Source organism: Bradyrhizobium sp. LA6.8, from assembly GCF_040547935.1.
In the GTDB taxonomy this organism is placed as follows: domain Bacteria; phylum Pseudomonadota; class Alphaproteobacteria; order Rhizobiales; family Xanthobacteraceae; genus Bradyrhizobium; species Bradyrhizobium barranii.
This window is the reverse complement of sequence record NZ_JBEPQQ010000002.1, coordinates 914,389-934,225: the sequence shown is the minus strand read 5'-3', so window position 1 is coordinate 934,225 and position 19,837 is coordinate 914,389. Positions and strand designations below refer to the sequence as shown.

Sequence of the window (19,837 nt, the reverse complement as noted above, 5' to 3'; positions counted from 1 at the left end):
ATGCTCAAAACAACAATCTGAAGCGCGACCTCTACCGCACCGGCCTGACCGGCGCCGAGATCTTGTCCGTGCGGTCGCGCTCGGACATGTCGACCACCGTCTCCATCGGCGCCGTCAATTCATAGACGTAGGAGGCGTCGGTGAAGTAGCGCTTGGCGGTGCCGCCGAGCGCTTCGGGCGCGACACGGTCGAGCAGGATCAGGCCGAAATCGGAATCCGGGCGGCGCGTCGCCTCGCTGGTGTTGAACTCCTCCCAGCGGAAATGGAAGACCTCGTCGGTCCCCTCGCCCGTCACCGTCCAATTCGCGGTGATGTGCGGATGCTTTCCGACCAGCGACAGACCTTCGTCGGAGTGCGAGGCGAGCTCGAAGAACAGGAGCGACAGGCTCTGCGCGGCGCGTGCGCTGACCGCGATGTCGGGGCCGGTGACGGCGATACGATCGGCATGCGGGATGGCGCGCGCCTCGAACAGGCCCTTCAGCTTGACGCCCTGCCACTGGCTCTCGCTGAGCAGCGAGACCACGTTGGACATGGCGTGGATGCGGCCGATCAGCAGTTCACGCGCAACGTCGATGTCCGAGCCGTGGCGCAGCGTGCGCGTCACGATCGACTGGATCACCGCCAGGATGTTCTTGACCCGGTGGTTGAGCTCGTCGATGACGGCGGTCAGCCGGCGCTCGAAGCCGATCCGCACCTGGATTTCCCGGCTGAGCCGCAGATTGTTGTAGGCGACATAGCCGAACAGGCCGCACACCATCGCGGTGATGGCAAAACCGATCGCCGCCACGATGATCGCCGTCTGCTCGGCGCGCCGCGCCGAATTGGTCTTGGCGTAGTAGCCGAGATGCCAGTCGCGCCCGCCAAAGCTCACCGTGCGCGTCGCCGACGGCGCCGGCCCGTCCGCTGCCGTCATGCGTGACGAGACCACGCCCTGGTCGTTGGCAACGAGCTCGCCACCTTCCCTGCGCGGATCCTTCAGCGCGACCGAGAACAACGACATGTCGTCATTGGTCAGCATCAGGGAGGCGAGCTCGTAGGAAAACGTGACGAAGCCGGCCGGCTCGGTCGCGCCCTCGGGAATGACGGGCGCGGCCACGATGATGCCGATGGGCCCGCCGCCACGCAGCAACTGAACCGGGTCCGAGGCGACCGACCTCTTCTCGACACGCGCACGCGTCAGCATGGCGCTGCGCACCTGATCCTGCTCGTAGCTGCGGCCCGGCAGCGCCTTGGTCTCGTTGCTGCGCGGTTCGAGGTCCATCAGCACGTCGATCGGCTGGGTGACCTTCGCAAGATCGATCGGCTTGTCGTCATACGTGCGAATCTGCGGATTGGGGAAGCCGGCGCTCGCGATCGCGTCCTCCGCCGGCAGAAGCTCGTTCGGCTTCAGCCGGGCGACCCACCCGGCGACCACGAAATCGGTCTTGAAGGCGTAGATGGCCGAGCGCAGCGGCTCCAGCATGTTCGGCTTGATGACCGACGGCGCACGGAACAAGCCTGAGGCGACACGCGCGAGCAGCTCGCGCTCGGTCAGCCGGTCCTGGACCAGGCTCGCGTGGACGTCGATCGCGCGCGCCAGCGCGATCCGGTCCAGTGCCAGCTCCTGGTCGTGGACGCGATAGGCCGCGAGCCCGGAGAGCAGGGCTCCGAGCAGGGCGATGAAACCGATGATAAAACCCAGCCGGACCACTTCGACTACTCAGACGAAAACGGCAGGTCGGCAATAAACACGGAGCATATCAACGCCGCTCGAACGGCCATGTGCCGAAACAGAGTGGACCCCAGTAGCGGAGATAATGAAGGAGGAGGCATCAGTACGCAACTTCGGTCGCCTGAAAAGCTTAATACGCCCGGCCGATGGTCTGGCCATGAAGGCTTTGCTCCGGGCACCGGAGGTAGTTAATCGCCGTGTCCGAAATTTGTTCCGCGGATGCGGCTTTTGCCCCAGACGTTAACGGCGGAAAACGCCCTGCGCCACGTCGTCGCGCCGTCAGCCTGCCCGTTTCAGGCCGCCTTTGGCCTCGATAAAGCCGACGATCTGGTCGAGCCCCTCGCTCTTTTTCAGGTTGGTCATGACGAAGGGGCGCGCGCCGCGCATGCGCCTGGCGTCCGTCTCCATCTTCTCCAGGGAGGCGCCGACATGGGGCGCGAGGTCGATCTTGTTGACGACCAGGAGGTCGGAGCGGGTGATGCCGGGGCCGCCCTTGGACGGGATCTTGTCGCCGGCCGCCACGTCGATGACGTAGATGGTGAGGTCGGCGAGCTCCGGGGAAAAAGTGGCAGCCAGATTGTCACCGCCGGACTCGATCAGCACGAGGTCGAGCCCGGGGAATTTTGCGCGCATGTCCGCGACCGCGGCCAGGTTCATCGAAGCATCCTCGCGGATCGCGGTGTGCGGGCAGCCGCCGGTCTCGACGCCGGCGATGCGGTCTGGCGTCAGCGAGCCCGAGCGCACCAGGAATTCCGCATCCCATTTGGTGTAGATGTCGTTGGTGATCGCCGCGATGTCATAGCGCTCGCGCATGGTCTTGCAGAGCAGGTCCATCAGCGCGGTCTTGCCCGATCCGACCGGGCCGCCTATTCCGACGCGCAAGGGGCCGTGAGATTCCGACATGTCACTCGCTCTCTCTCTCGATGGGTTAAAGGCCGCACCGCTCACGAGCGAAACAGCCGCGTATATTGCGTCTCGTGCCGCAGACTGGCGAGATCGGCGCGAAACGTCGCGCTGCCGAGGTCGTCCAAGGTCGCATTCAACGCACGATTGGCGGTCGCGGCAACGGCGGCTTCCAGCTTCACCAGCACCCGCTGGCTGTCGGTCTGGCCGAGCGGAATGAGGCGGCTCGCCGCCGAAATCCAGTTCGAGACCAGCGCATGCAGGAAGGCGTGCAGCGTCGGCGCCAGCGGCACGCCGTGCACCGCGGCAACCACGCCGACGGCGACAGGATAGATCAGTGCCGTGCGACATGCCGCAACCATGGCATCCAGCCCGTCGGCATCCCACGCGGCGCGGGAGATGTCGATGAAGGCGCGGCCCTGCGAGGTCGTCTCGAGCTGCCGCTCGCGCGACGGCACGAAGGCGGCGGCGAGCTCCGCGATATCGTTCAAGGTGGTGTCCTCGCCCAATTCAGTGGCGCGATAGGCGTGGACCAGGAACGTCGCATCGCAAAAGCCGGAGCCGTCACCCAGCATAGCGTCGAGCCAGTCGGCCAGGGTCGCGGTGTCGGTGATGTCGCCCGCCTCGACCGCCCATTCGATGCCGCTGGAATAGGAAAAGCCGCCGACGGGAAAGGCCGGCGACAACCACGTCATCAGCCGGTACAGCGCCGCCGCCTCGCGCTCGGCGAGGTCACCGGCACTCACCGGCTCATTTGTGGTCATGAGCATGCTTGTGGCCGTGGTGGTGGTCGGGGTGGTCGCAATGCTCGTCGTGGTGATGGTCGTGGCCATGGTCATGCGCGGCATGATCATGGTGGTCGTGGTGATCGTGACCATGATCATGGTGATGATGGTCGTGATCGTGATGCCCGTGATCATCGTGACCATGCGCATGGCCGCCGTCGGCGTAAGCACCGCCTTCGGGATCGAACGGCGCCTCTATCTCGATCACGCGCGCACCGAGGCCCTTCACCATGGCCTCGATGACATGGTCGCGGCGGATGCGCAGGCTCTTGGCCATGATCTGCGTCGGCAAATGGCGATTGCCGAGATGCCAGCCGACGCGAATGAGGTGGTGCGGATCGCGGCCGCGGATCTCCAGCAGCGGCTCGGGCGCCGCGACCACTTCGACCAGCCGGCCGTCCTCCAGCACCAATGCATCACCGCCGCGCAGTGCGACGGCATTCTCCAGGTCGAGCAGGAATTCGAGGCCCCGCGTCCCCGTCATCGCCATGCGGCGGCGGTGCCGGTCGTCGAAATCGAGCACCACCGTATCCGCCGGCGTCTCCGTGAAGCCGTGCTGTCCCTTAACCTGCGTCGCCCGGATCATGCTTTTACCCCGTTACCGTGTCTCGACCTTCTCGGGCGTGATCACTTCAATCTTCGGCGGCGCCGTAAAACACTTCACCGCGACGCGGCCGAACGTCTTCATGTGCTCCATGGCGCGATGCGGCACCAGCGCCTCCGCGCTCTCCCACTGCTCGACGAACACCATCTTGGCGGGATCGGTGACGCTCTCGTGCAAATCATAGGCGATATTGCCGGGCTCCTTCCGCGTCTCCTTGATGCAGGCGGTGGCGGCCGCAATGAATTCGGCGCGCGTCTCGGGCTTGATGGTCAAGGTGGCAACGACGTAAATCACGAGAAATCCTCCCGGCTTTTCTTTTGAGGTAAGATACCGGGCGGGACCTTAGACCAGGCGGGGTCGAACGCAAAACCGGAAAAGCCGCCCCAAGACATGCAACAGGACACGCAACAAGACATGCAATCGGGACATGCGCCGGGGACATGCGTCCAGACGCTATTTCAGTACATGAAATATCGCTGCGCCATCGGCAGCACCTCGGCGGGCGCGCAGGTCAGCAGTTCGCCGTCGGCGCGCACCTCGTAGGTTTCGGGATCGACCTCGATATTGGGCGTGGCGTCGTTGTGGATCATGCTCTTCTTCGAGATTTTTCCGCGGGTGTTCTGCACCGCATAGAGCTTCTTGTCGATGCCGAGCTTTCGCGCGAGGCCGCCGGTGACCGCCGCCTTCGAGGTGAACACCACGGACGACGCGGTGCGCGCCTTGCCGAAGGCACCGAACATCGGCTGATAGTGCACCGGCTGGGGCGTCGGGATCGAGGCGTTGGGATCGCCCATGGGGGCCGCGACGATCGAGCCGCCCTTGATGATACAGTCCGGCTTGACGCCGAAGAAGGCCGGCGACCACAGCACGAGGTCGGCGAGCTTGCCCTTCTCGACCGATCCGATCAGCTTCGACACGCCGTGCGCGATCGCAGGATTGATCGTGTACTTGGCGATGTAGCGCTTGACGCGGAAATTGTCGTTGTCCTTGCCTTTGTCCTGGTCGAGCGACCCGCGCTGCTTCTTCATCTTGTCCGCGGTCTGCCACGTCCGGATGATGACCTCGCCGAGTCGGCCCATGGCCTGCGAGTCCGAGGAGATCATCGAGAGCGCGCCAAGATCGTGCAGGATATCCTCGGCCGCGATGGTCTCCTTGCGGATGCGGCTCTCCGCAAACGCGAGGTCTTCCGCGATCGAGGGATCGAGATGGTGGCACACCATCAGCATGTCCAGATGCTCGTCGATGGTGTTGCGGGTGAAGGGCCGCGTCGGGTTGGTCGAGGACGGCAGCACATTCTTCAGCCCCGCGACCTTGATGATGTCGGGGGCGTGACCGCCGCCGGCGCCCTCGGTGTGGAAGGCGTGGATGGTACGGCCCTTGAAGGCCTTGATCGTATCCTCGACGAAGCCGGATTCGTTCAGCGTGTCGGAATGCAGCATGACCTGGACGTCGTAATCGTCGGCCACCGACAGGCAGTTGTCGATCGCAGCCGGCGTGGTGCCCCAGTCCTCGTGCAGCTTCAGCGCGCAGGCGCCGCCCTTGATCATCTCGACCAGGGCGGCGGGCCGCGACGCGTTACCCTTGCCGGAGATGCCGAGATTGACCGGGAAGGCGTCGAACGACTGGATCATCCGCCCCATGTGCCACGGTCCCGGCGTGCAGGTGGTAGCGAACGTGCCGTGCGAGGGACCGGTGCCGCCGCCAAGCATCGAGGTGACGCCAGACATCAGCGCGTGCTCGATCTGCTGCGGACAGATGAAATGGATGTGGCTGTCGAAGCCGCCGGCGGTGAGGATTTTTCCCTCACCAGCGATCACGTCGGTGCCGGGACCGATGATGATGGTGACGCCGGGCTGGATGTCGGGATTGCCGGCCTTGCCGATCGCCGAAATCATGCCGTCCTTGATCGCGACGTCAGCCTTCACGATGCCCCAGTGATCGACGATCAGCGCATTGGTGATGACGGTATCGGCCGCGCCCTGCTTGTTGGTGACCTGCGACTGCCCCATGCCGTCGCGGATCACCTTGCCGCCGCCGAACTTCACCTCCTCGCCGTAAGTGGTGAAATCCTTCTCGACCTCGATGATGAGATCGGTGTCGGCCAACCGCACCTTGTCGCCGGTGGTCGGGCCGAACATGTCGGCATAGACGGAACGCTTTATTTTGACGGACATCACAAGCCCCGTTTGCGTTTGAATTTTTGGTTGTTCACAGCGAAGCCCTCGCTGCGCTTACGGCATCGTCGAATTTTGCATCGAGCCACGAATTGCCGCCACGGCATCCGGCGACGACCTGCTCAGCCCAGCCCGTGTAGTCGGCGAGATCGTCGCGCTCTTCGGTGGACGGGTCGGAATGAATGCGCGCGCCGATATTGCTGATCTTGTCGGCGATCTTGATGAGTTTTGCTCCGGCAGATTTCTTCGGCGCATCGACGATCTGCCGGCGTCGCCGCTCTGGTTTGGGCAGGCTCATGTCGTCGGTGCATTCAACGACAAGGGAGGCGACGCGGTCCGAGAATTTCCGGGCAAGTTCCTCGCGCGTCGTCTCGGTGTCCTCGATCGCATCATGCAACCACCCGGCCGCGACCAGCTCGGCATCGGCACCATCCGTCGCTATCGCAAGCAGGTTTGCGACCTCGGCAAGATGGTTGATGTATGGCTCGTTCCCCCGCCCCTTGCGCGCCATACCGTTGTGCCGGCGCGCAGCCAGCTCAGCAGCTTCGGAGACGAGGCGGACGGCGGGGAGCATGCCTCACAACTTCCCCATCACGTCACCACGAAAACCGTAGATCGTCTTCTTCCCCGCCACCGCGACGAGCTGGACGTCGCGGGTCTGGCCGGGCTCGAAGCGGACGGCGGTGCCGGCGGCGATGTCGAGGCGCATGCCGCGGGCTTTCTTGCGGTCGAATTTCAGCGCCGGGTTGGTCTCGAAGAAATGGTAGTGCGAGCCGACCTGGATCGGGCGGTCGCCGGTGTTGGCGACCGTCAGCGTCACGGTCTTGCGGCCGGCATTGAGCTCGATCTCGCCGTCCTGGATGAAGAGTTCGCCGGGGATCATGCTCTCGCTCCTACCTGATCGGCTCATGCACGGTGACGAGCTTGGTGCCGTCCGGAAAGGTCGCCTCGACCTGGATGTCGTGGATCATTTCGGGGATGCCCGGCATCACCTGGTCGCGGGTGAGGACCTGCGCGCCGGACTGCATCAGCTCGGCGACGGTGCGGCCGTCGCGCGCGCCTTCGAGGATGAAGTCGGAGATGATCGCGATCGCCTCGGGATGGTTGAGCTTGACGCCGCGATCCAGCCGGCGGCGGGCGACGATCGCCGCCATCGAGATCAGAAGCTTGTCCTTTTCGCGGGGAGACAGGTTCATGCAGCATCTCTTCCGTTCAATGCATCAATTCAGCAGCCATCAACTCAGCCACAGCCGCGGCAGCGCCGCGCCGGTCCGCGCCAGCACCGCCATCATGTCGGCGCGCAAGCGCGCGGCATCTTGGGCACAGAACCGCGCCATTGCAAAGCCATTCCAGGCGGAGATTCCGACCTCGCCGGCGAATGACTCCGAGACCTCGCGGATACGCTCGATCAGCGGCTCGTCGCCGGGAACGATCAGCGCCGTGCCGATCGCGGCACCGCCCTTGGCCACCGCCGATCGCCCTAGTTTTGCACCGATATTGCCGTCGAGCCTGACGGTTTCGGCGAACACCAGCTTGCCCCCACGACGCAGCCGCCAGCGATCAATGAACTCGCCCTGCTCCATCCGCTCGCCCATGGCGGTGCGGCCGAACACAACGATCTCGCAAAGCAGAAGCGAGGCGGCCTCGTCGAGCTCGATGTCGAAGCGACGATGGACCCGGGCACGATCGAACAGGATCGTCTCCTGGGGTAACCAGCCGAGGTGCGCGCCGGCGGCGACCTTCAAGGCGATATTGAGCTGCGCCGCCGCCCCCGGCGCGCGATAGACCTTCTCGGCCGCGGCCGTGGTCAATGTCAGGCGTGCCCCCTGGCCTGCCGCGATCTCGATGTCAAAACTGTCTCCGCCGGCAACACCGCCGGCCGTGTTGACGAACACGCCGGAGAGCCCCTCGCCCTCCGGCGAGGGAAAGCGCACGCGCAGGGAGCCGGACTCATGCAAGACGCCACGCCGCGTCACGCCATCGCGGGCATGGACGTCGAAGCGCACCGCGCCGCGGGCGCGGTTCGCCTCGAAAACCGAAGATGTCGTCAAAGCGTCGCTGCGCATCCGTCTCCCCAGCCGGCCGCGGCAGAAATTTTCGGATTACAGCGCCATCTGGCGGCTGATTTCGGCCGGATCGAGATTGGATCGGTCGCAGGAGAACTTCACCGCGCCGCGATCCATCACCGCGAAACTGTCGCCGAGTTCGCAGGCAAAGTCGAGATATTGTTCGACCAGCACGATGGCGATGTTGCCGAGGTTACGCAGATACGAGATGGCGCGACCGATGTCCTTGATGATCGACGGCTGAATGCCCTCGGTCGGCTCGTCGAGCAGCAGCAGCTTTGGCCGCATCACCAGCGCACGCCCGATCGCGAGCTGCTGCTGCTGGCCGCCCGAGAGGTCGCCGCCGCGCCGGCCGAGCATGGATTGCAGCACCGGGAACAGCGAGAACACGTCGTCCGGGATGTGCTTGTCCTCGCGCTTGAGCGGGCCGAAGCCGGTCTTGAGGTTCTCCTCGACCGTCAGAAGAGGAAATATCTCGCGGCCCTGCGGCACGAAGCCGATGCCCTTGCGCGCCCGCTCATAGGGCTTGAGGCCCGTGATGTCGCTGCCGTCGAGCACGATCGCGCCGGAGGAGATCGGGTACTGCCCGACCATGGCGCGCAGCAGCGAGGTCTTGCCGACGCCGTTGCGCCCGAGCACGCAGGTGACCTTGCCAGGCTCTGCGGCGATGGAGACGCCGCGCAGCGCCTGCGCCGCGCCGTAGAACAGGTTGATGTCCTTGACCTCAAGCATCGCTCAGCGCCCCAGATAGACTTCGATGACCCGCTCGTTGGACGAGACCTGGTCGATGGTTCCTTCCGCAAGCACGGTGCCTTCATGCAGGCAGGTGACCTTGACGCCGAGCTCGCGCACGAACGTCATGTCGTGCTCGACGACCATCACGGTGTGGGTCTTGTTGATCTCTTTCAGCAGCTCGGCGGTAAGGTGCGTCTCGACGTCGGTCATGCCCGCGACGGGCTCGTCGACGAGCAGCAGCTTCGGATCCTGCGCCAGCAGCATGCCGATCTCGAGCCACTGCTTCTGACCGTGGCTGAGGCTGCCGGCGAGCCGGTTACGGGCATCGGTGAGGCGGATCGTCTCCAGCACCTTGTCGATGCGCTCCGATTCCGCCCTGCTGCCGCGCCAGAACAGCGTGCCCTTGACACTGTGGTCGACATTGAGCGCGAGCAGGAGGTTGTCCTGCACGGTCTGGCTCTCGAACACGGTCGGCTTCTGGAATTTGCGGCCGATGCCAAGCTCGGCGATGCGGGTCTCGTCCAGACGCGTCAAATCGGTGACGCCGTCGAACAGCACCGTGCCCTCGTCGGGCTTGGTCTTGCCGGTGATGATGTCCATCATCGTGGTCTTGCCGGCGCCGTTCGGGCCGATGATGGCGCGCATCTCGCCGGGCGCGAGCGTCAGCGACAGATTGTTGATGGCGTGGAAGCCGTCGAACGAGACGTGCACGCCGTCGAGATAGAGCATCGCGGAGGTCGCGCGGGTATCCATGACGTTCATTGCGCCTACTCCGCCATCTTGGGTTCGGTGACGCCATCTTCGGCCGCGGCGCTCGCGCTGGCTGCGGTGCGTTTTTCTTTTGACGACTCCCACCAGGCATTGAAGGTGCCGACGATGCCCTTCGGCAGCAGCAGCGTCACCAGGATGAACAGCGCGCCCAGCATGAACAGCCAGTAGGGCGCGAGCATGCCCGAGGTGAAGAACGTTTTTGCGTAGTTGACGACGACGGCGCCGAGTGCCGCGCCGATCAGCGTACCGCGGCCGCCGACCGCGACCCAGATCACCGCCTCGATCGAATTGCCGGGTGCGAATTCGCTCGGGTTGATGATGCCGACCTGGGGCACGTAGAGCGCACCGGCAACGCCGGCCATGCAGGCCGACAACGTGAACACGAACAGCTTGTAGGATTCGACGCGGTAGCCGAGGAACCGGCTGCGCGATTCCGCGTCGCGGATTGCGATCAGGACCTTGCCGAGCTTGGAGGACACGACGGAGCGGCAGATCAGGAAGCTCAGGATCAGCGCCAGGCAGCTCAGCGCAAACAGCGCGGCGCGGGTGCCCTCGGCCTGCACGTTGAAGCCGAGGATGTCCTTGAAGTCGGTCAGGCCGTTGTTGCCGCCGAAGCCGAAATCATTGCGGAAGAAGGCGAGCAGCAACGCATAGGTCATCGCCTGCGTGATGATCGACAGGTACACGCCGGTGACGCGGGAGCGGAAGGCGAGCCAGCCGAAGCAGAAGGCAAGCAGGCCGGGCACGACCAGCACCATCAGCGCCGCGAACCAGAACATGTCGAAGCCGTACCAGTACCAGGGCAGCTTCGAATAGTTCAGGAACACCATGAAGTCGGGCAAGATCGGGTTGCCGTAGACGCCGCGGGTGCCGATCTGCCGCATCAGGTACATGCCCATCGCGTAGCCGCCGAGCGCGAAGAAGGCGCCGTGGCCGAGCGAGAGGATGCCGCAATAGCCCCAGATCAGGTCGATCGAGAGCGCGAGGATCGCGTAGCAGACATATTTGCCCCAGAGCGCGACCAGATAGGTCGGCACCTGCAGGACCGAGCCCGCGGGCAGCAGCAGGTTGGAGAGCGGGATGAGGATGCCGCAGGCCGCGACGATGGCGAGAAAGATCGTCGCGCCGCGGTCCAGCGACCTGGTCAGCATGTGGGGGGTCATGCTTCCACCGCACGGCCCTTGAGCGCGAACAGGCCGCGCGGCCGCTTTTGAATGAACAGGATGATGAGAACGAGGATGGCGATCTTGCCGAGCACGGCGCCTGCGACCGGCTCCAGGAACTTGTTGGCGATGCCGAGCGTGAAGGCGCCGACCAGCGTGCCCCAGAGATTGCCGACGCCGCCGAACACCACGACCATGAAGCTGTCGATGATGTAGCTCTGGCCGAGATTGGGGCTGACATTGTCGATCTGCGACAGCGCCACGCCGGCGATGCCGGCAATACCGGAGCCGAGACCGAAGGTCAGCGCGTCGACGCGCGAGGTGGCGATGCCCATCGAGGCCGCCATGCGGCGGTTCTGCGTCACCGCGCGCATCTCGAGGCCGAGCGCGGTGTAGCGCAGCATCGCGAGCAGGATCGCGAACACCGCGAGCGTGAAGACGAGGATCCAGAGCCGGTTGTAGGTGATGGTGATCTGGCCGAGTTCGAACGCGCCGCTCATCCAGGAGGGATTGCCGACCTCGCGGTTGGTCGGGCCGAACATGGTGCGCACCGCCTGCTGCAGCACCAGCGACAGGCCCCAGGTTGCCAGCAGCGTCTCCAGCGGACGACCATAGAGGAAACGGATGATGCTGCGCTCGATCAGCACGCCGATGCCGCCGGCAACGAGGAAGGCGAGCGGCACGGCGATCAGCAAGGAATAGTCGAACAGGCCGGGATAGCGGGTGCGGATCACCTCCTGCACCACGAAGGTGGTGTAGGCGCCGATCATCACCATCTCGCCATGCGCCATGTTGATGACGCCCATCACACCGAAGGTGATGGCGAGCCCGATCGCGGCGAGCAGCAGCACCGAGCCGAGCGAGAGGCCGTACCAGGCATTCTGCACCGTGGACCAGACCGCGAGCGAGCCCTGGATCGAGCTGATTGCGCTCGCAGCGGCCTTGGTCACCGAGGCCGGCTGATCGCCCATGCCTGTCAGCAGCGCCATCGCCTCCTGGTCGCCGCGCGCCTTGAGGGTCGCGACCGCCTCGAGCTTCTCGACCTCGGTGGCATCGGACTTGAACAGCAGGATCGCGGCGCGGGCATCGCCGAGTGCGGCCTTGACCGATTTGTTGGTTTCCTTGGCGAGCGCGCCATCGACCGCCTCGAGTGCGGTCTCCTCATGCGATTTGAAGACGGATTGCGCAGCCTGCAGGCGCGTTCCGACATCCGGCGACTGGAGCGTCAGGCTGCCGATCGCAGCGTCGACGCTGCGGCGCAGGCGGTTGTTGAGGCGCACCGCGCTGGCGCTGTCGGGAACGCTGGCGACGGGCTCGCCGGTCGCGGCATCGATCGACTTGCCGTCGGCACCGGTGACGTAAACCTTCTTGCTATCAGGATCGGCCATGAGACGGCCGTCCTGGAGCGCGCTGATGATGGGGAAAGCCAGCTTGTTGCCGCTGCTCGCGACCACGCCGATCGCCTCTTCCGTATCGGAGTAATCGTCATTGGCGAATTTGGCGACCGCATCCTCGAACGGACCGGCAAAGGCCGGCAGTGCGAACGCGATCAGGAACAACGAGAGGACAAAGGTACAGAGACGAGCGGACAAATTGGTTGGCACTTTGAATCACCCCGGCAGAAGTGGGGAGAAGGCGGCGGAATAGCCGCCTCCTCCCGTCGTGCAATGAACCGACAGATCGGGATCAGGAGCCCGAGCCGAGGCACTTGTTGGTCTTGGTGTTGAAGTTGCCGCACTTCTTGCCGACCCAGTCGCCGACCAGGTCCTTGGAGCCATCGAGCTCCTTCGACCAGGCGTCGCCTGCGACAAGACCCGGAGTCTTCCACACCACGTCGAACTGGCCGTTGGCTTTGATTTCGCCAATGAACACCGGCTTGGTGATGTGATGGTTCGGAAGCATCTTGGAGGTGCCGCCGGTCAGGTTCTTGGCTTCGATGCCGGGCAGCGCGTCGATCACCTTGTCCGGATCGGTCGACTTCACCTTCTCGACCGCCTTGACCCACATGTCGAAACCGATGACGTGCGCTTCCATCGGATCGTTGGTCACGCGCTTCGGGTTCTTGGTGTAGGTCTGCCAGGCCTTGATGAACTTCTCGTTCTCGGGCGACTTGATCGACTGGAAGTAGTTCCAGGCGGCAAGATGACCGAGCAGCGGCTTGGTGTCGATGCCGGCGAGCTCTTCCTCACCCACCGAGAACGCGACCACCGGGATGTCCTTGGCCTTGATGCCCTGGTTGCCGAGCTCCTTGTAGAAGGGAACGTTGGCGTCGCCGTTGATGGTCGAAACCACCGCGGTCTTCTTGCCGGCCGAGCCGAACTTCTTGATGTCGGCCACGATCGTCTGCCAGTCGGAGTGACCGAACGGCGTGTAGTTGATCATGATGTCTTCCTGGGCGACCCCCTTCGACTTCAGATAGGCCTCCAGGATCTTGTTGGTGGTGCGCGGATAGACGTAGTCGGTGCCCGCGAGCACCCAGCGCTTCACCTTCTCGTCCTTCATCAGATAGTCGACGGCGGGGATCGCCTGCTGGTTCGGCGCAGCACCCGTGTAGAACACGTTGCGCTCGCTCTCCTCGCCCTCGTACTGCACGGGGTAGAACAGGATGCTGTTCAGCTCCTTGAACACCGGGAGCACGGACTTGCGCGACACCGAGGTCCAGCAGCCGAACACGACCGCGACCTTGTCCTTGGTGATCAGCTCGCGCGCCTTTTCGGCGAACAGCGGCCAGTTCGAGGCAGGGTCGACCACGACGGCTTCGAGCTTCTTGCCGTTGACGCCGCCCTTCTTGTTCTGCTCGTCGATCAGGAAGAGGATGGTGTCCTTCAGCGTGGTTTCGCTGATGGCCATGGTGCCGGAGAGAGAATGAAGGACGCCGACCTTGATGGTGTCGTCCGCGGCCTTGGCGCCAGTCAATGAAGCCAGACCCATCATCAGTCCGGCGGTCGCGGCGAGAACGCCACGGCGGCTAAATGACGCCGCTATATCGTGAGTGGATTTGTTAAGCATGGATGTATCATCTCCCTGACGCAGACGTGAAAAAGACGCTGCGAAACGGCCCCACGGCCGCCTGCGATTAACGGAATCGCAAGAACCATGCCATGGGCTGGGCACATGCCAACCTATTGGTCAGATTATATAATTTCGCTGCAATCCAACTTTCGCCGCAGTCCAATTGCCCAAATCTTAGGCGAGTAAAATGTATGCCAATGCGGCAGACAGGTTATTTTTTAAGCAAAACAGCAAACCTGTCTAAATTTCCGGCATAACTATTTCTGCACTGCAATCGCGGTTTGAGGCCGCGTTGCCTTGAAACCGCCCCCTGAATGTTCCATATGGAGGTTCGAGACCTCTTGCGAATCAAGAGGTCGTAGCGAGCCGCGTGTTCTTAAGCCCTTTCCGGGCCTCTGGCTTGCCCCATCCCATCAAGCCATCCGACACCCCAAACACGCAGGTGTCTATTCGACACCCTTATTGCGCGTGCCCCGCTGATTGCGCCGGGCGCTCGCTTTCGACATGGAAAGAACCCATCTTTTGACTTCCTTTCAGGACTTCGGCCTTGCCGAACCCATCGCGCGTGCTCTCGCCGAAGAGAATTACGTCACTCCCACCCCCATCCAGGCCCAGACGATTCCCACGGCGCTAACCGGCCGCGACGTCGTCGGCATCGCCCAGACCGGCACCGGCAAGACCGCGTCCTTCGCGCTGCCGATCCTGCACCGCCTGCTCGAGAACCGGATCAAGCCGCAGCCCAAGACCTGCCGCGTGCTGGTGCTCTCGCCCACCCGCGAGCTGTCCGGCCAGATCCTCGATAGCTTCAACGCCTACGGCCGCCACATCCGGCTGTCCTCGACACTCGCCATCGGCGGCGTGCCGATGGGCCGCCAGGTTCGCGCGCTGATGCCTGGCCTCGAGGTCTTGGTGGCGACCCCCGGCCGGCTGCTCGACCTCGTGCAGAGCAACGGACTGAAGCTTGGAAGCGTCGAATTCCTCGTGCTCGACGAGGCCGACCGCATGCTCGACATGGGCTTCATCAACGACATCCGCAAAATCGTCGCCAAGCTGCCGATCAAGCGGCAGACGCTGTTCTTCTCGGCCACCATGCCGAAGGACATCGCCGAGCTCGCCGACGCGATGCTGCGGGATCCCGCCCGCGTTGCGGTCACCCCGGTGTCCTCGACCGCCGAGCGGATCAACCAGCGCATCATCCAGGTCGATTTCTCGGCCAAGCCCGCCTTCCTGACCAAGCTCCTGAAGGACGAGCCGGTCAATCGCGCGCTGGTCTTCACCCGCACCAAGCATGGTGCCGACAAGGTCGTGAAGACACTTGAGAAGGCTGGCATCGCCGCCAGCGCCATTCATGGCAACAAGTCGCAGAACCATCGCGAGCGGACGCTCGCCCAGTTCCGTTCCGGCGAGATCCGCACCCTGGTCGCCACCGACATCGCTGCCCGCGGTATCGATGTCGACGGCATCAGCCACGTCATCAATTTCGACCTGCCCAACGTGCCCGAGACCTATGTGCACCGCATCGGGCGCACCGCGCGCGCCGGCGCCGAGGGCACCGCGATCTCGCTGGTCGCCGGCGGCGAGGAACTCAGCTATCTCCGCGACATCGAGCGGCTGATCAAGGTAACGCTATCGCGTGAGGATCACCGCACCGATGCCGGGCGCCGCGATGCGGGCCCGCCCCCGCCGCAGCAACGACAGGGCCGGCCGGGCCGCCCGGGCCAGCGCCCGCAAGGCGCAAGGCATGGTGAGGGACGTCACACTGACGGACGACGCAGCGACGAAAGGCATGCCGACGGACGCCACCATAGCGCCGGCAAGCATGGCGACGGAAGGCCCGGCGAAGGTCGGCACGGTGACGGAAGGCATGTTGACGGACGTCCCGGTGGTAGCCAGAAGGTCTCGAAGGGGTCTCGCCGCCAACGGTCCGGTGGTAAGACGCATTCTTCCCCAACCGAGCGCCCGGAACAGCGTTCCGCGCATAGCGCCGGCAAGCCCGATGGGATACAAGGCGTGGCCTTTTTACGCCGCGAGAGTCGGCCGATGGGCCAACCGACCCGCAAACCCTATTCGCACTAGCCGTCCACGACCTGGAGAAATTCATGGCTAAGGAAGAGCTGATCCAGTTCGAAGGACTGGTCACCGAAATCCTCCCCGACGCGCGCTACCGCGTGCAGCTCGACGCCGGGCACGAGATCGTCGCCTACACCGCCGGCAAGATGAAGAAGAACCGCATCAAGACGCTGGCGGGTGACCGCGTGACCGTGGAAATGTCGCCCTACGACCTCGAGAAGGGCCGGCTGATTTTCCGCCACAAGGACGAACGTCCGAGTGGCGTGGGCGGGCCTCCCCGTCCCGGACAGCGCGGTGGCCAGTTCCGCCGCCGTTGATCCGCTTCCGGCATCTCGGCTGCGAAAGTAAAATTCTGACCTGTATGCTGATCCGCCGTGTCGATCGCGGCGGATCAAAAAATCGTGCACGTCAGGATTGTTTTGGTGCCTTAATTCCAATAAAATCACTCATCGATTTTCGGCCGGACGACATTGGCATCCACCGGTACAGCCGGTTCAGACACGCTGACGACCCTTCCAGAAACTCGATCTAACCCGCCTGCGAAAGTAGGCTTCGACACTGCACATCTGAGAAGGAACTACCCCGTGAGCATGGGAACCGTGAAGTGGTTTAACGCGACCAAGGGCTTTGGCTTCATCCAGCCCGACGATGGCGGCCAGGACGTCTTCGTACACATCAGCGCCGTCGAGCGCGCCGGTCTCGGCACGCTGCGTGAAGGTCAGAAGGTCTCTTACGAGATCGTGGCCGACCGTCGTTCCGGCAAGTCGGCAGCGGACAACCTCCGCGCCGCCGGTTGAGCCCACGGGCCTTTGGCCCGGACGGCTCTAGCGAGCAAGCAACAGGAAAAGGCCGTGCGCAACGCACGGCCTTTTTTCATGTCCGAAAGAGCGGATGGACTCAGCAGGTCGTACCGGCCGCATCCGCGCTGTCGTAGACGCAACTGGACGACGCGTCGGTCTTGCCAGTTCGTCTTGCCAGTTCGTCTTGCGAGTTCGTCCTGCTAGTTCGTTTTGGCGGCCGCGCCGGCATTGCCGCTGGCGTTGTTGCTCAACGAACCGGCCTGGCTCATCGTGTTGTTGAAGTAGTTGTCGCTGTCGCCGAGCGTCACGCGGCGCTGGCACAGCGGCATGCAGCTGTAGGACTCGCGCTCGACCCCGCGATAGACCGTGACGAGCCGGTCGCTCGGACCTTCGACCTGGATCTGACGGTCGACCAGGATCTCACCGCCCCGGTCGAGTGCGATGAAATTGGTGGCACCGTAGCCCTTCCCGGTCACGACGATCATGCCGCCGGGCTGGAGCGTGACGTCGGCGATCAGGGGATTGCCGACCACGATGGTCGCCACCTTGCCGGGCAGCCGGACCAGCTTGGCCTGGTCGACATTGACGGCGATGGTGTCGGCGGTCGCCTCGGCAAGGCTCGCGGCCGGCGATGCCAGCACCGCAGCCGCAACCAGAAGACAAACGCGCGCATGACGGCGCAGCAACTCTTTACGCATACTCTTACCCCCGGGACGTCACAAACCGGCAGAAGCGATTCGATACACAGCGGAGCCGGTGCCCGACCCGGCTAACCTGCCCTTAATTCGTGAACGTTCCGCAAATTCGCCGACTATTGTTTGAACGGACTGGCGCTTTGCTGCCTCAGAAGATCCCTTACTGGCGGAACGGATAGGCGAGCTGGCCCCCGATCTCCTTCGGCATGGTCGCTTCGTCCTTGCCGTAGTCCTGCGGCAGTTTCCCCTCCGGCATGCGGAAGGTGCCGAACAGCACGTCCCAGATCGGAAACGTCCCGGCAAAATTGGTGTCGCCGCCCTCTTCGAGCGCGGTGTGGTGCCAGCGGTGGAACACCGGCGTCGCCAGCACATATTTGAACGGCCCGAAGGTCCAGTTCAGGTTGGCGTGCACGAAGGCCGAATGGAAGGTGGTGAACGGACCGAGCCAGATCATGACGTTCGGGGAGATGCCGGCCATCAGCAGCACGACGTCGACGCCGATCGTCCCGAGCATGAGATTGACGGGATGGAAGCGGGCCGCGGAAATCCACCCGATCTCCTCCGACGAATGATGGATGGCGTGGTACTTCCAGAATCCGCCGTCGTGGAACAGCCGGTGCAGCCAGTACAACATGAAGTCAGACAGCACCAGGAACAGTATGGCCTGTACCCACAGCGGCAACTGCGCCAGCGGGCCATGGCCGTTGTCGTAGAAGGCGATCAGGTCGTCGGCGTCGTGGATGTTGAAGACGGCACCGGCACCGACGATCAGGAGTCCGATCCGCATGGTGCGGGCGAACACCGGAACGAAGAACCAGTAGCAGATGTCGGTGAGGATCTCGCGCTTGCGCCACCACGGCGCGCCGGGATTGCAGGCCCAGAAATGCTCGAGCACGGTGAAGACCGCCGCGAGCACGAAGGTGACGGGGACCATCTTCTGGATGGTCTCGCCGAGCATCAAGGCGACTTGCATGGGCAGGCTCGACATCGTCGCCTCTCTTCCAAACTTCTGATCCCGCTTAGGCCTACTCCCCGAAATTTAAGGGAGGGTGAAGTCCACGGCGCGCTTGGGGCGCATTTGGAACAGGAAGAATTTCGATTGCGTCCTTAAGGCCAAATTCACTCTGGGCAAAAGCATCGGGCTGGAAGCGGGTTTGCCCGATCGAATTAACTCTACCGAAAGAGCTCGGATCTCATGTTTATCGCGTCAAGCACAGCGCCGAACGAGGCGATCACACCCCAGACGGAGTTTAGTTCATGAAGAACCTGATTGCGCGTTTCGCGAAGGATGAATCCGGCGCCACCGCCATCGAATACGGCCTGATCGCCGCCGGCATCGCGCTGGCCATCATCACCGTCGTCAACAACCTCGGCAGCTCGCTGAACACCAAGTTCGGCTCGATCAGCTCCTCGCTGAAGTAAGCAACCGACCAACGACGGCAAAAGCCCCGGACTTCCGGGGCCTTTGTTTTTCTGAATGCGGCGAGTTCCAGTGGCGTTGCGCGAGTACAGAACCGAAGCCGCGGTTGCGGCGAGCGAGGCGGAGGCGGCCGAGACCTCTTCGCCGGCGTACTGGGTTTGCCTTGCGCTGCTGCTCGCGACGGCCGTCCTCGCCGCGCGCATTGCCAGCATCTGGTGAGTGCGCCTCCGGCAGGCTCCTGCTCGCAGCGCCGCTGCCGCCGTTGTCGGTTTGTTTAGCACTACCGGCTAGCATGCGGCGACACCCCGATCCCGCGATGAACCCAAGCTCAAGACGCCGCCCATGATCCTCGACCTTGCGCGCCTTCTGCTCTTCCCCGCCCTGATGGCCTTCGCCGCCGCGAGCGATCTCTTCACGATGACCATCTCGAACCGCGTGTCGCTGGCGCTGATCGCGGGCTTCTTCGCACTCGCGTTCGCCGGTGGCATGGCACCTTACGAGATGCTGAGCCATGTCGGCGCCGGCGCACTGCTCCTCGTCGTGGCCTTCGGCTGCTTTGCGATGGGCTGGATGGGCGGCGGCGATGCCAAGGTCGCGGCTTCGGTCGCGCTCTGGTTCGGCTTCGCGCAATTGATGGATTTCCTGCTCTACGCCTCGCTGTTCGGCGGAGCCCTGACGCTGCTGCTGCTCCAGTTCCGGCAATGGCCATTGCCTTACGGGCTGGCGGGCCAGGCCTGGCTGGCACGGCTGCACGACAAGGAGAGCGGCATTCCTTATGGCATCGCGCTCACGCTCGGCGCGCTGATGGTCTATCCGGAGACCGAATGGGTGAAGGCGATCGACCTCGCTCACCTCGCACTGCGCTGAACGCACCGGGTAAGCCGGCGTTAAGCCGATTTAGATACGCCTCATTAACCATGCTTTGACG

23 protein-coding genes are annotated in these 19,837 nt (G+C 63.8%); 6 read left to right on the top strand and 17 right to left on the bottom strand.

All coding sequences use genetic code 11. From position 1 onward, the window contains the following. Positions 1-31: 31 nt before the first annotated feature. The 15 genes from ABIA90_RS11485 to urtA all read right to left on the bottom strand — a co-directional run bounded on the left by ABIA90_RS11485 (position 32) and on the right by urtA (position 13,921). Positions 32-1,690, bottom strand: a complete 1,659-nt coding sequence (locus ABIA90_RS11485; protein WP_063980982.1) for a CHASE domain-containing protein — start codon at positions 1,688-1,690, stop codon at positions 32-34. A gap of 300 nt (positions 1,691-1,990) precedes the next feature. Next, on the bottom strand, positions 1,991-2,614 hold the full coding sequence (ureG, locus tag ABIA90_RS11480) for an urease accessory protein UreG (RefSeq protein ID WP_354119978.1): 624 nt from the start codon (positions 2,612-2,614) through the stop codon (positions 1,991-1,993). A gap of 41 nt (positions 2,615-2,655) precedes the next feature. Beyond that, the gene (locus tag ABIA90_RS11475; RefSeq protein WP_071916689.1) at positions 2,656-3,384 is read right to left on the bottom strand and encodes an urease accessory protein UreF; all 729 of its coding nucleotides are present in this window, start codon (positions 3,382-3,384) and stop codon (positions 2,656-2,658) included. Then, complete coding sequence (locus ABIA90_RS11470) at positions 3,365-3,985, bottom strand: urease accessory protein UreE (protein WP_063980980.1); 621 nt, start codon at positions 3,983-3,985, stop codon at positions 3,365-3,367. The genes ABIA90_RS11475 and ABIA90_RS11470 overlap by 20 nt, the downstream gene beginning before the upstream one ends. A gap of 12 nt (positions 3,986-3,997) precedes the next feature. Continuing rightward, a complete protein-coding gene (locus ABIA90_RS11465; RefSeq protein WP_014498210.1) occupies positions 3,998-4,297 on the bottom strand; it encodes a putative quinol monooxygenase in 300 nt (99 codons plus the stop codon). A gap of 164 nt (positions 4,298-4,461) precedes the next feature. Then, on the bottom strand, positions 4,462-6,177 hold the full coding sequence (ureC, locus tag ABIA90_RS11460; RefSeq protein WP_354119977.1) for an urease subunit alpha: 1,716 nt from the start codon (positions 6,175-6,177) through the stop codon (positions 4,462-4,464). Positions 6,178-6,211: 34 nt separating this feature from the next. Then, the gene (locus ABIA90_RS11455; RefSeq protein WP_354119976.1) at positions 6,212-6,751 is read right to left on the bottom strand and encodes an HD domain-containing protein; all 540 of its coding nucleotides are present in this window, start codon (positions 6,749-6,751) and stop codon (positions 6,212-6,214) included. Positions 6,752-6,754: 3 nt separating this feature from the next. After that, complete coding sequence (locus ABIA90_RS11450) at positions 6,755-7,060, bottom strand: urease subunit beta (RefSeq protein WP_007599812.1); 306 nt, start codon at positions 7,058-7,060, stop codon at positions 6,755-6,757. Between the two features lie 10 nt (positions 7,061-7,070). Further along, a complete protein-coding gene (locus ABIA90_RS11445) occupies positions 7,071-7,373 on the bottom strand; it encodes an urease subunit gamma (protein ID WP_007605424.1) in 303 nt (100 codons plus the stop codon). A 39-nt stretch (positions 7,374-7,412) separates the two neighbouring features. Next, entirely contained in the window at positions 7,413-8,243 is an 831-nt protein-coding gene (locus tag ABIA90_RS11440; RefSeq protein ID WP_354119975.1) for an urease accessory protein UreD, read from the bottom strand. A 36-nt stretch (positions 8,244-8,279) separates the two neighbouring features. Beyond that, on the bottom strand, positions 8,280-8,975 hold the full coding sequence (gene urtE / locus ABIA90_RS11435; RefSeq protein ID WP_008131878.1) for an urea ABC transporter ATP-binding subunit UrtE: 696 nt from the start codon (positions 8,973-8,975) through the stop codon (positions 8,280-8,282). Positions 8,976-8,978: 3 nt separating this feature from the next. Next, positions 8,979-9,740 (bottom strand): urea ABC transporter ATP-binding protein UrtD, encoded by a 762-nt coding sequence (gene urtD, locus ABIA90_RS11430; protein ID WP_014498216.1) that lies wholly within the window; start codon positions 9,738-9,740, stop codon positions 8,979-8,981. 5 nt (positions 9,741-9,745) lie between these two features. Continuing rightward, positions 9,746-10,912, bottom strand: a complete 1,167-nt coding sequence (gene urtC / locus ABIA90_RS11425; protein ID WP_354119974.1) for an urea ABC transporter permease subunit UrtC — start codon at positions 10,910-10,912, stop codon at positions 9,746-9,748. Then, entirely contained in the window at positions 10,909-12,516 is a 1,608-nt protein-coding gene (gene urtB, locus ABIA90_RS11420) for an urea ABC transporter permease subunit UrtB (protein ID WP_247302215.1), read from the bottom strand. The genes urtC and urtB overlap by 4 nt, the downstream gene beginning before the upstream one ends. 82 nt (positions 12,517-12,598) lie before the next feature. Then, a complete protein-coding gene (gene urtA, locus ABIA90_RS11415) occupies positions 12,599-13,921 on the bottom strand; it encodes an urea ABC transporter substrate-binding protein (RefSeq protein WP_063980975.1) in 1,323 nt (440 codons plus the stop codon). Between the two features lie 507 nt (positions 13,922-14,428). Between urtA and ABIA90_RS11410 the strand changes: the two genes are divergently transcribed. The 3 genes from ABIA90_RS11410 to ABIA90_RS11400 all read left to right on the top strand — a co-directional run bounded on the left by ABIA90_RS11410 (position 14,429) and on the right by ABIA90_RS11400 (position 16,791). Further along, a complete protein-coding gene (locus ABIA90_RS11410) occupies positions 14,429-16,000 on the top strand; it encodes a DEAD/DEAH box helicase (RefSeq protein WP_354119973.1) in 1,572 nt (523 codons plus the stop codon). 23 nt (positions 16,001-16,023) lie between these two features. After that, entirely contained in the window at positions 16,024-16,311 is a 288-nt protein-coding gene (infA, locus tag ABIA90_RS11405; RefSeq protein WP_008131890.1) for a translation initiation factor IF-1, read from the top strand. 267 nt (positions 16,312-16,578) lie between these two features. Further along, on the top strand, positions 16,579-16,791 hold the full coding sequence (locus ABIA90_RS11400; protein ID WP_028148374.1) for a cold-shock protein: 213 nt from the start codon (positions 16,579-16,581) through the stop codon (positions 16,789-16,791). Between the two features lie 203 nt (positions 16,792-16,994). Here ABIA90_RS11400 and ABIA90_RS11395 read toward each other — a convergent pair whose 3' ends face one another. Then, on the bottom strand, positions 16,995-17,492 hold the full coding sequence (locus ABIA90_RS11395; RefSeq protein ID WP_063980973.1) for a pilus assembly protein N-terminal domain-containing protein: 498 nt from the start codon (positions 17,490-17,492) through the stop codon (positions 16,995-16,997). A gap of 157 nt (positions 17,493-17,649) precedes the next feature. Then, positions 17,650-18,477 (bottom strand): sterol desaturase family protein, encoded by an 828-nt coding sequence (locus tag ABIA90_RS11390; RefSeq protein ID WP_014498223.1) that lies wholly within the window; start codon positions 18,475-18,477, stop codon positions 17,650-17,652. A 269-nt stretch (positions 18,478-18,746) separates the two neighbouring features. Between ABIA90_RS11390 and ABIA90_RS11385 the strand changes: the two genes are divergently transcribed. From ABIA90_RS11385 to ABIA90_RS11375, 3 genes are all read left to right on the top strand, one after another. Continuing rightward, the gene (locus ABIA90_RS11385; RefSeq protein ID WP_014498224.1) at positions 18,747-18,911 is read left to right on the top strand and encodes a Flp family type IVb pilin; all 165 of its coding nucleotides are present in this window, start codon (positions 18,747-18,749) and stop codon (positions 18,909-18,911) included. A 76-nt stretch (positions 18,912-18,987) separates the two neighbouring features. Next, positions 18,988-19,128, top strand: coding sequence for a hypothetical protein (locus ABIA90_RS11380; protein ID WP_354120243.1), 141 nt, complete (start codon positions 18,988-18,990; stop codon positions 19,126-19,128). 123 nt (positions 19,129-19,251) lie between these two features. Further along, on the top strand, positions 19,252-19,776 hold the full coding sequence (locus tag ABIA90_RS11375) for an A24 family peptidase (RefSeq protein ID WP_208088838.1): 525 nt from the start codon (positions 19,252-19,254) through the stop codon (positions 19,774-19,776). Positions 19,777-19,837 lie beyond the last annotated feature (61 nt).

Coding starts and splice junctions, on each gene's coding strand:
- ABIA90_RS11440 (WP_354119975.1), bottom strand. CDS start 8,243: ATGCGCAGCGACGCTTTGACGACATCTTCGGTTTTCGAGGCGAACCGC.
- urtE (WP_008131878.1), bottom strand. CDS start 8,975: ATGCTTGAGGTCAAGGACATCAACCTGTTCTACGGCGCGGCGCAGGCG.
- infA (WP_008131890.1), top strand. CDS start 16,024: ATGGCTAAGGAAGAGCTGATCCAGTTCGAAGGACTGGTCACCGAAATC.
- ABIA90_RS11475 (WP_071916689.1), bottom strand. CDS start 3,384: ATGCTCATGACCACAAATGAGCCGGTGAGTGCCGGTGACCTCGCCGAG.
- ABIA90_RS11375 (WP_208088838.1), top strand. CDS start 19,252: ATGATCCTCGACCTTGCGCGCCTTCTGCTCTTCCCCGCCCTGATGGCC.
- ABIA90_RS11410 (WP_354119973.1), top strand. CDS start 14,429: ATGGAAAGAACCCATCTTTTGACTTCCTTTCAGGACTTCGGCCTTGCC.
- urtA (WP_063980975.1), bottom strand. CDS start 13,921: ATGCTTAACAAATCCACTCACGATATAGCGGCGTCATTTAGCCGCCGT.
- ABIA90_RS11455 (WP_354119976.1), bottom strand. CDS start 6,751: ATGCTCCCCGCCGTCCGCCTCGTCTCCGAAGCTGCTGAGCTGGCTGCG.
- ureC (WP_354119977.1), bottom strand. CDS start 6,177: ATGTCCGTCAAAATAAAGCGTTCCGTCTATGCCGACATGTTCGGCCCG.
- urtD (WP_014498216.1), bottom strand. CDS start 9,740: ATGAACGTCATGGATACCCGCGCGACCTCCGCGATGCTCTATCTCGAC.
- ABIA90_RS11445 (WP_007605424.1), bottom strand. CDS start 7,373: ATGAACCTGTCTCCCCGCGAAAAGGACAAGCTTCTGATCTCGATGGCG.
- ABIA90_RS11470 (WP_063980980.1), bottom strand. CDS start 3,985: ATGATCCGGGCGACGCAGGTTAAGGGACAGCACGGCTTCACGGAGACG.
- ABIA90_RS11385 (WP_014498224.1), top strand. CDS start 18,747: ATGAAGAACCTGATTGCGCGTTTCGCGAAGGATGAATCCGGCGCCACC.
- ABIA90_RS11390 (WP_014498223.1), bottom strand. CDS start 18,477: ATGTCGAGCCTGCCCATGCAAGTCGCCTTGATGCTCGGCGAGACCATC.
- ABIA90_RS11395 (WP_063980973.1), bottom strand. CDS start 17,492: ATGCGTAAAGAGTTGCTGCGCCGTCATGCGCGCGTTTGTCTTCTGGTT.
- ureG (WP_354119978.1), bottom strand. CDS start 2,614: ATGTCGGAATCTCACGGCCCCTTGCGCGTCGGAATAGGCGGCCCGGTC.
- urtC (WP_354119974.1), bottom strand. CDS start 10,912: ATGACCCCCCACATGCTGACCAGGTCGCTGGACCGCGGCGCGACGATC.
- ABIA90_RS11450 (WP_007599812.1), bottom strand. CDS start 7,060: ATGATCCCCGGCGAACTCTTCATCCAGGACGGCGAGATCGAGCTCAAT.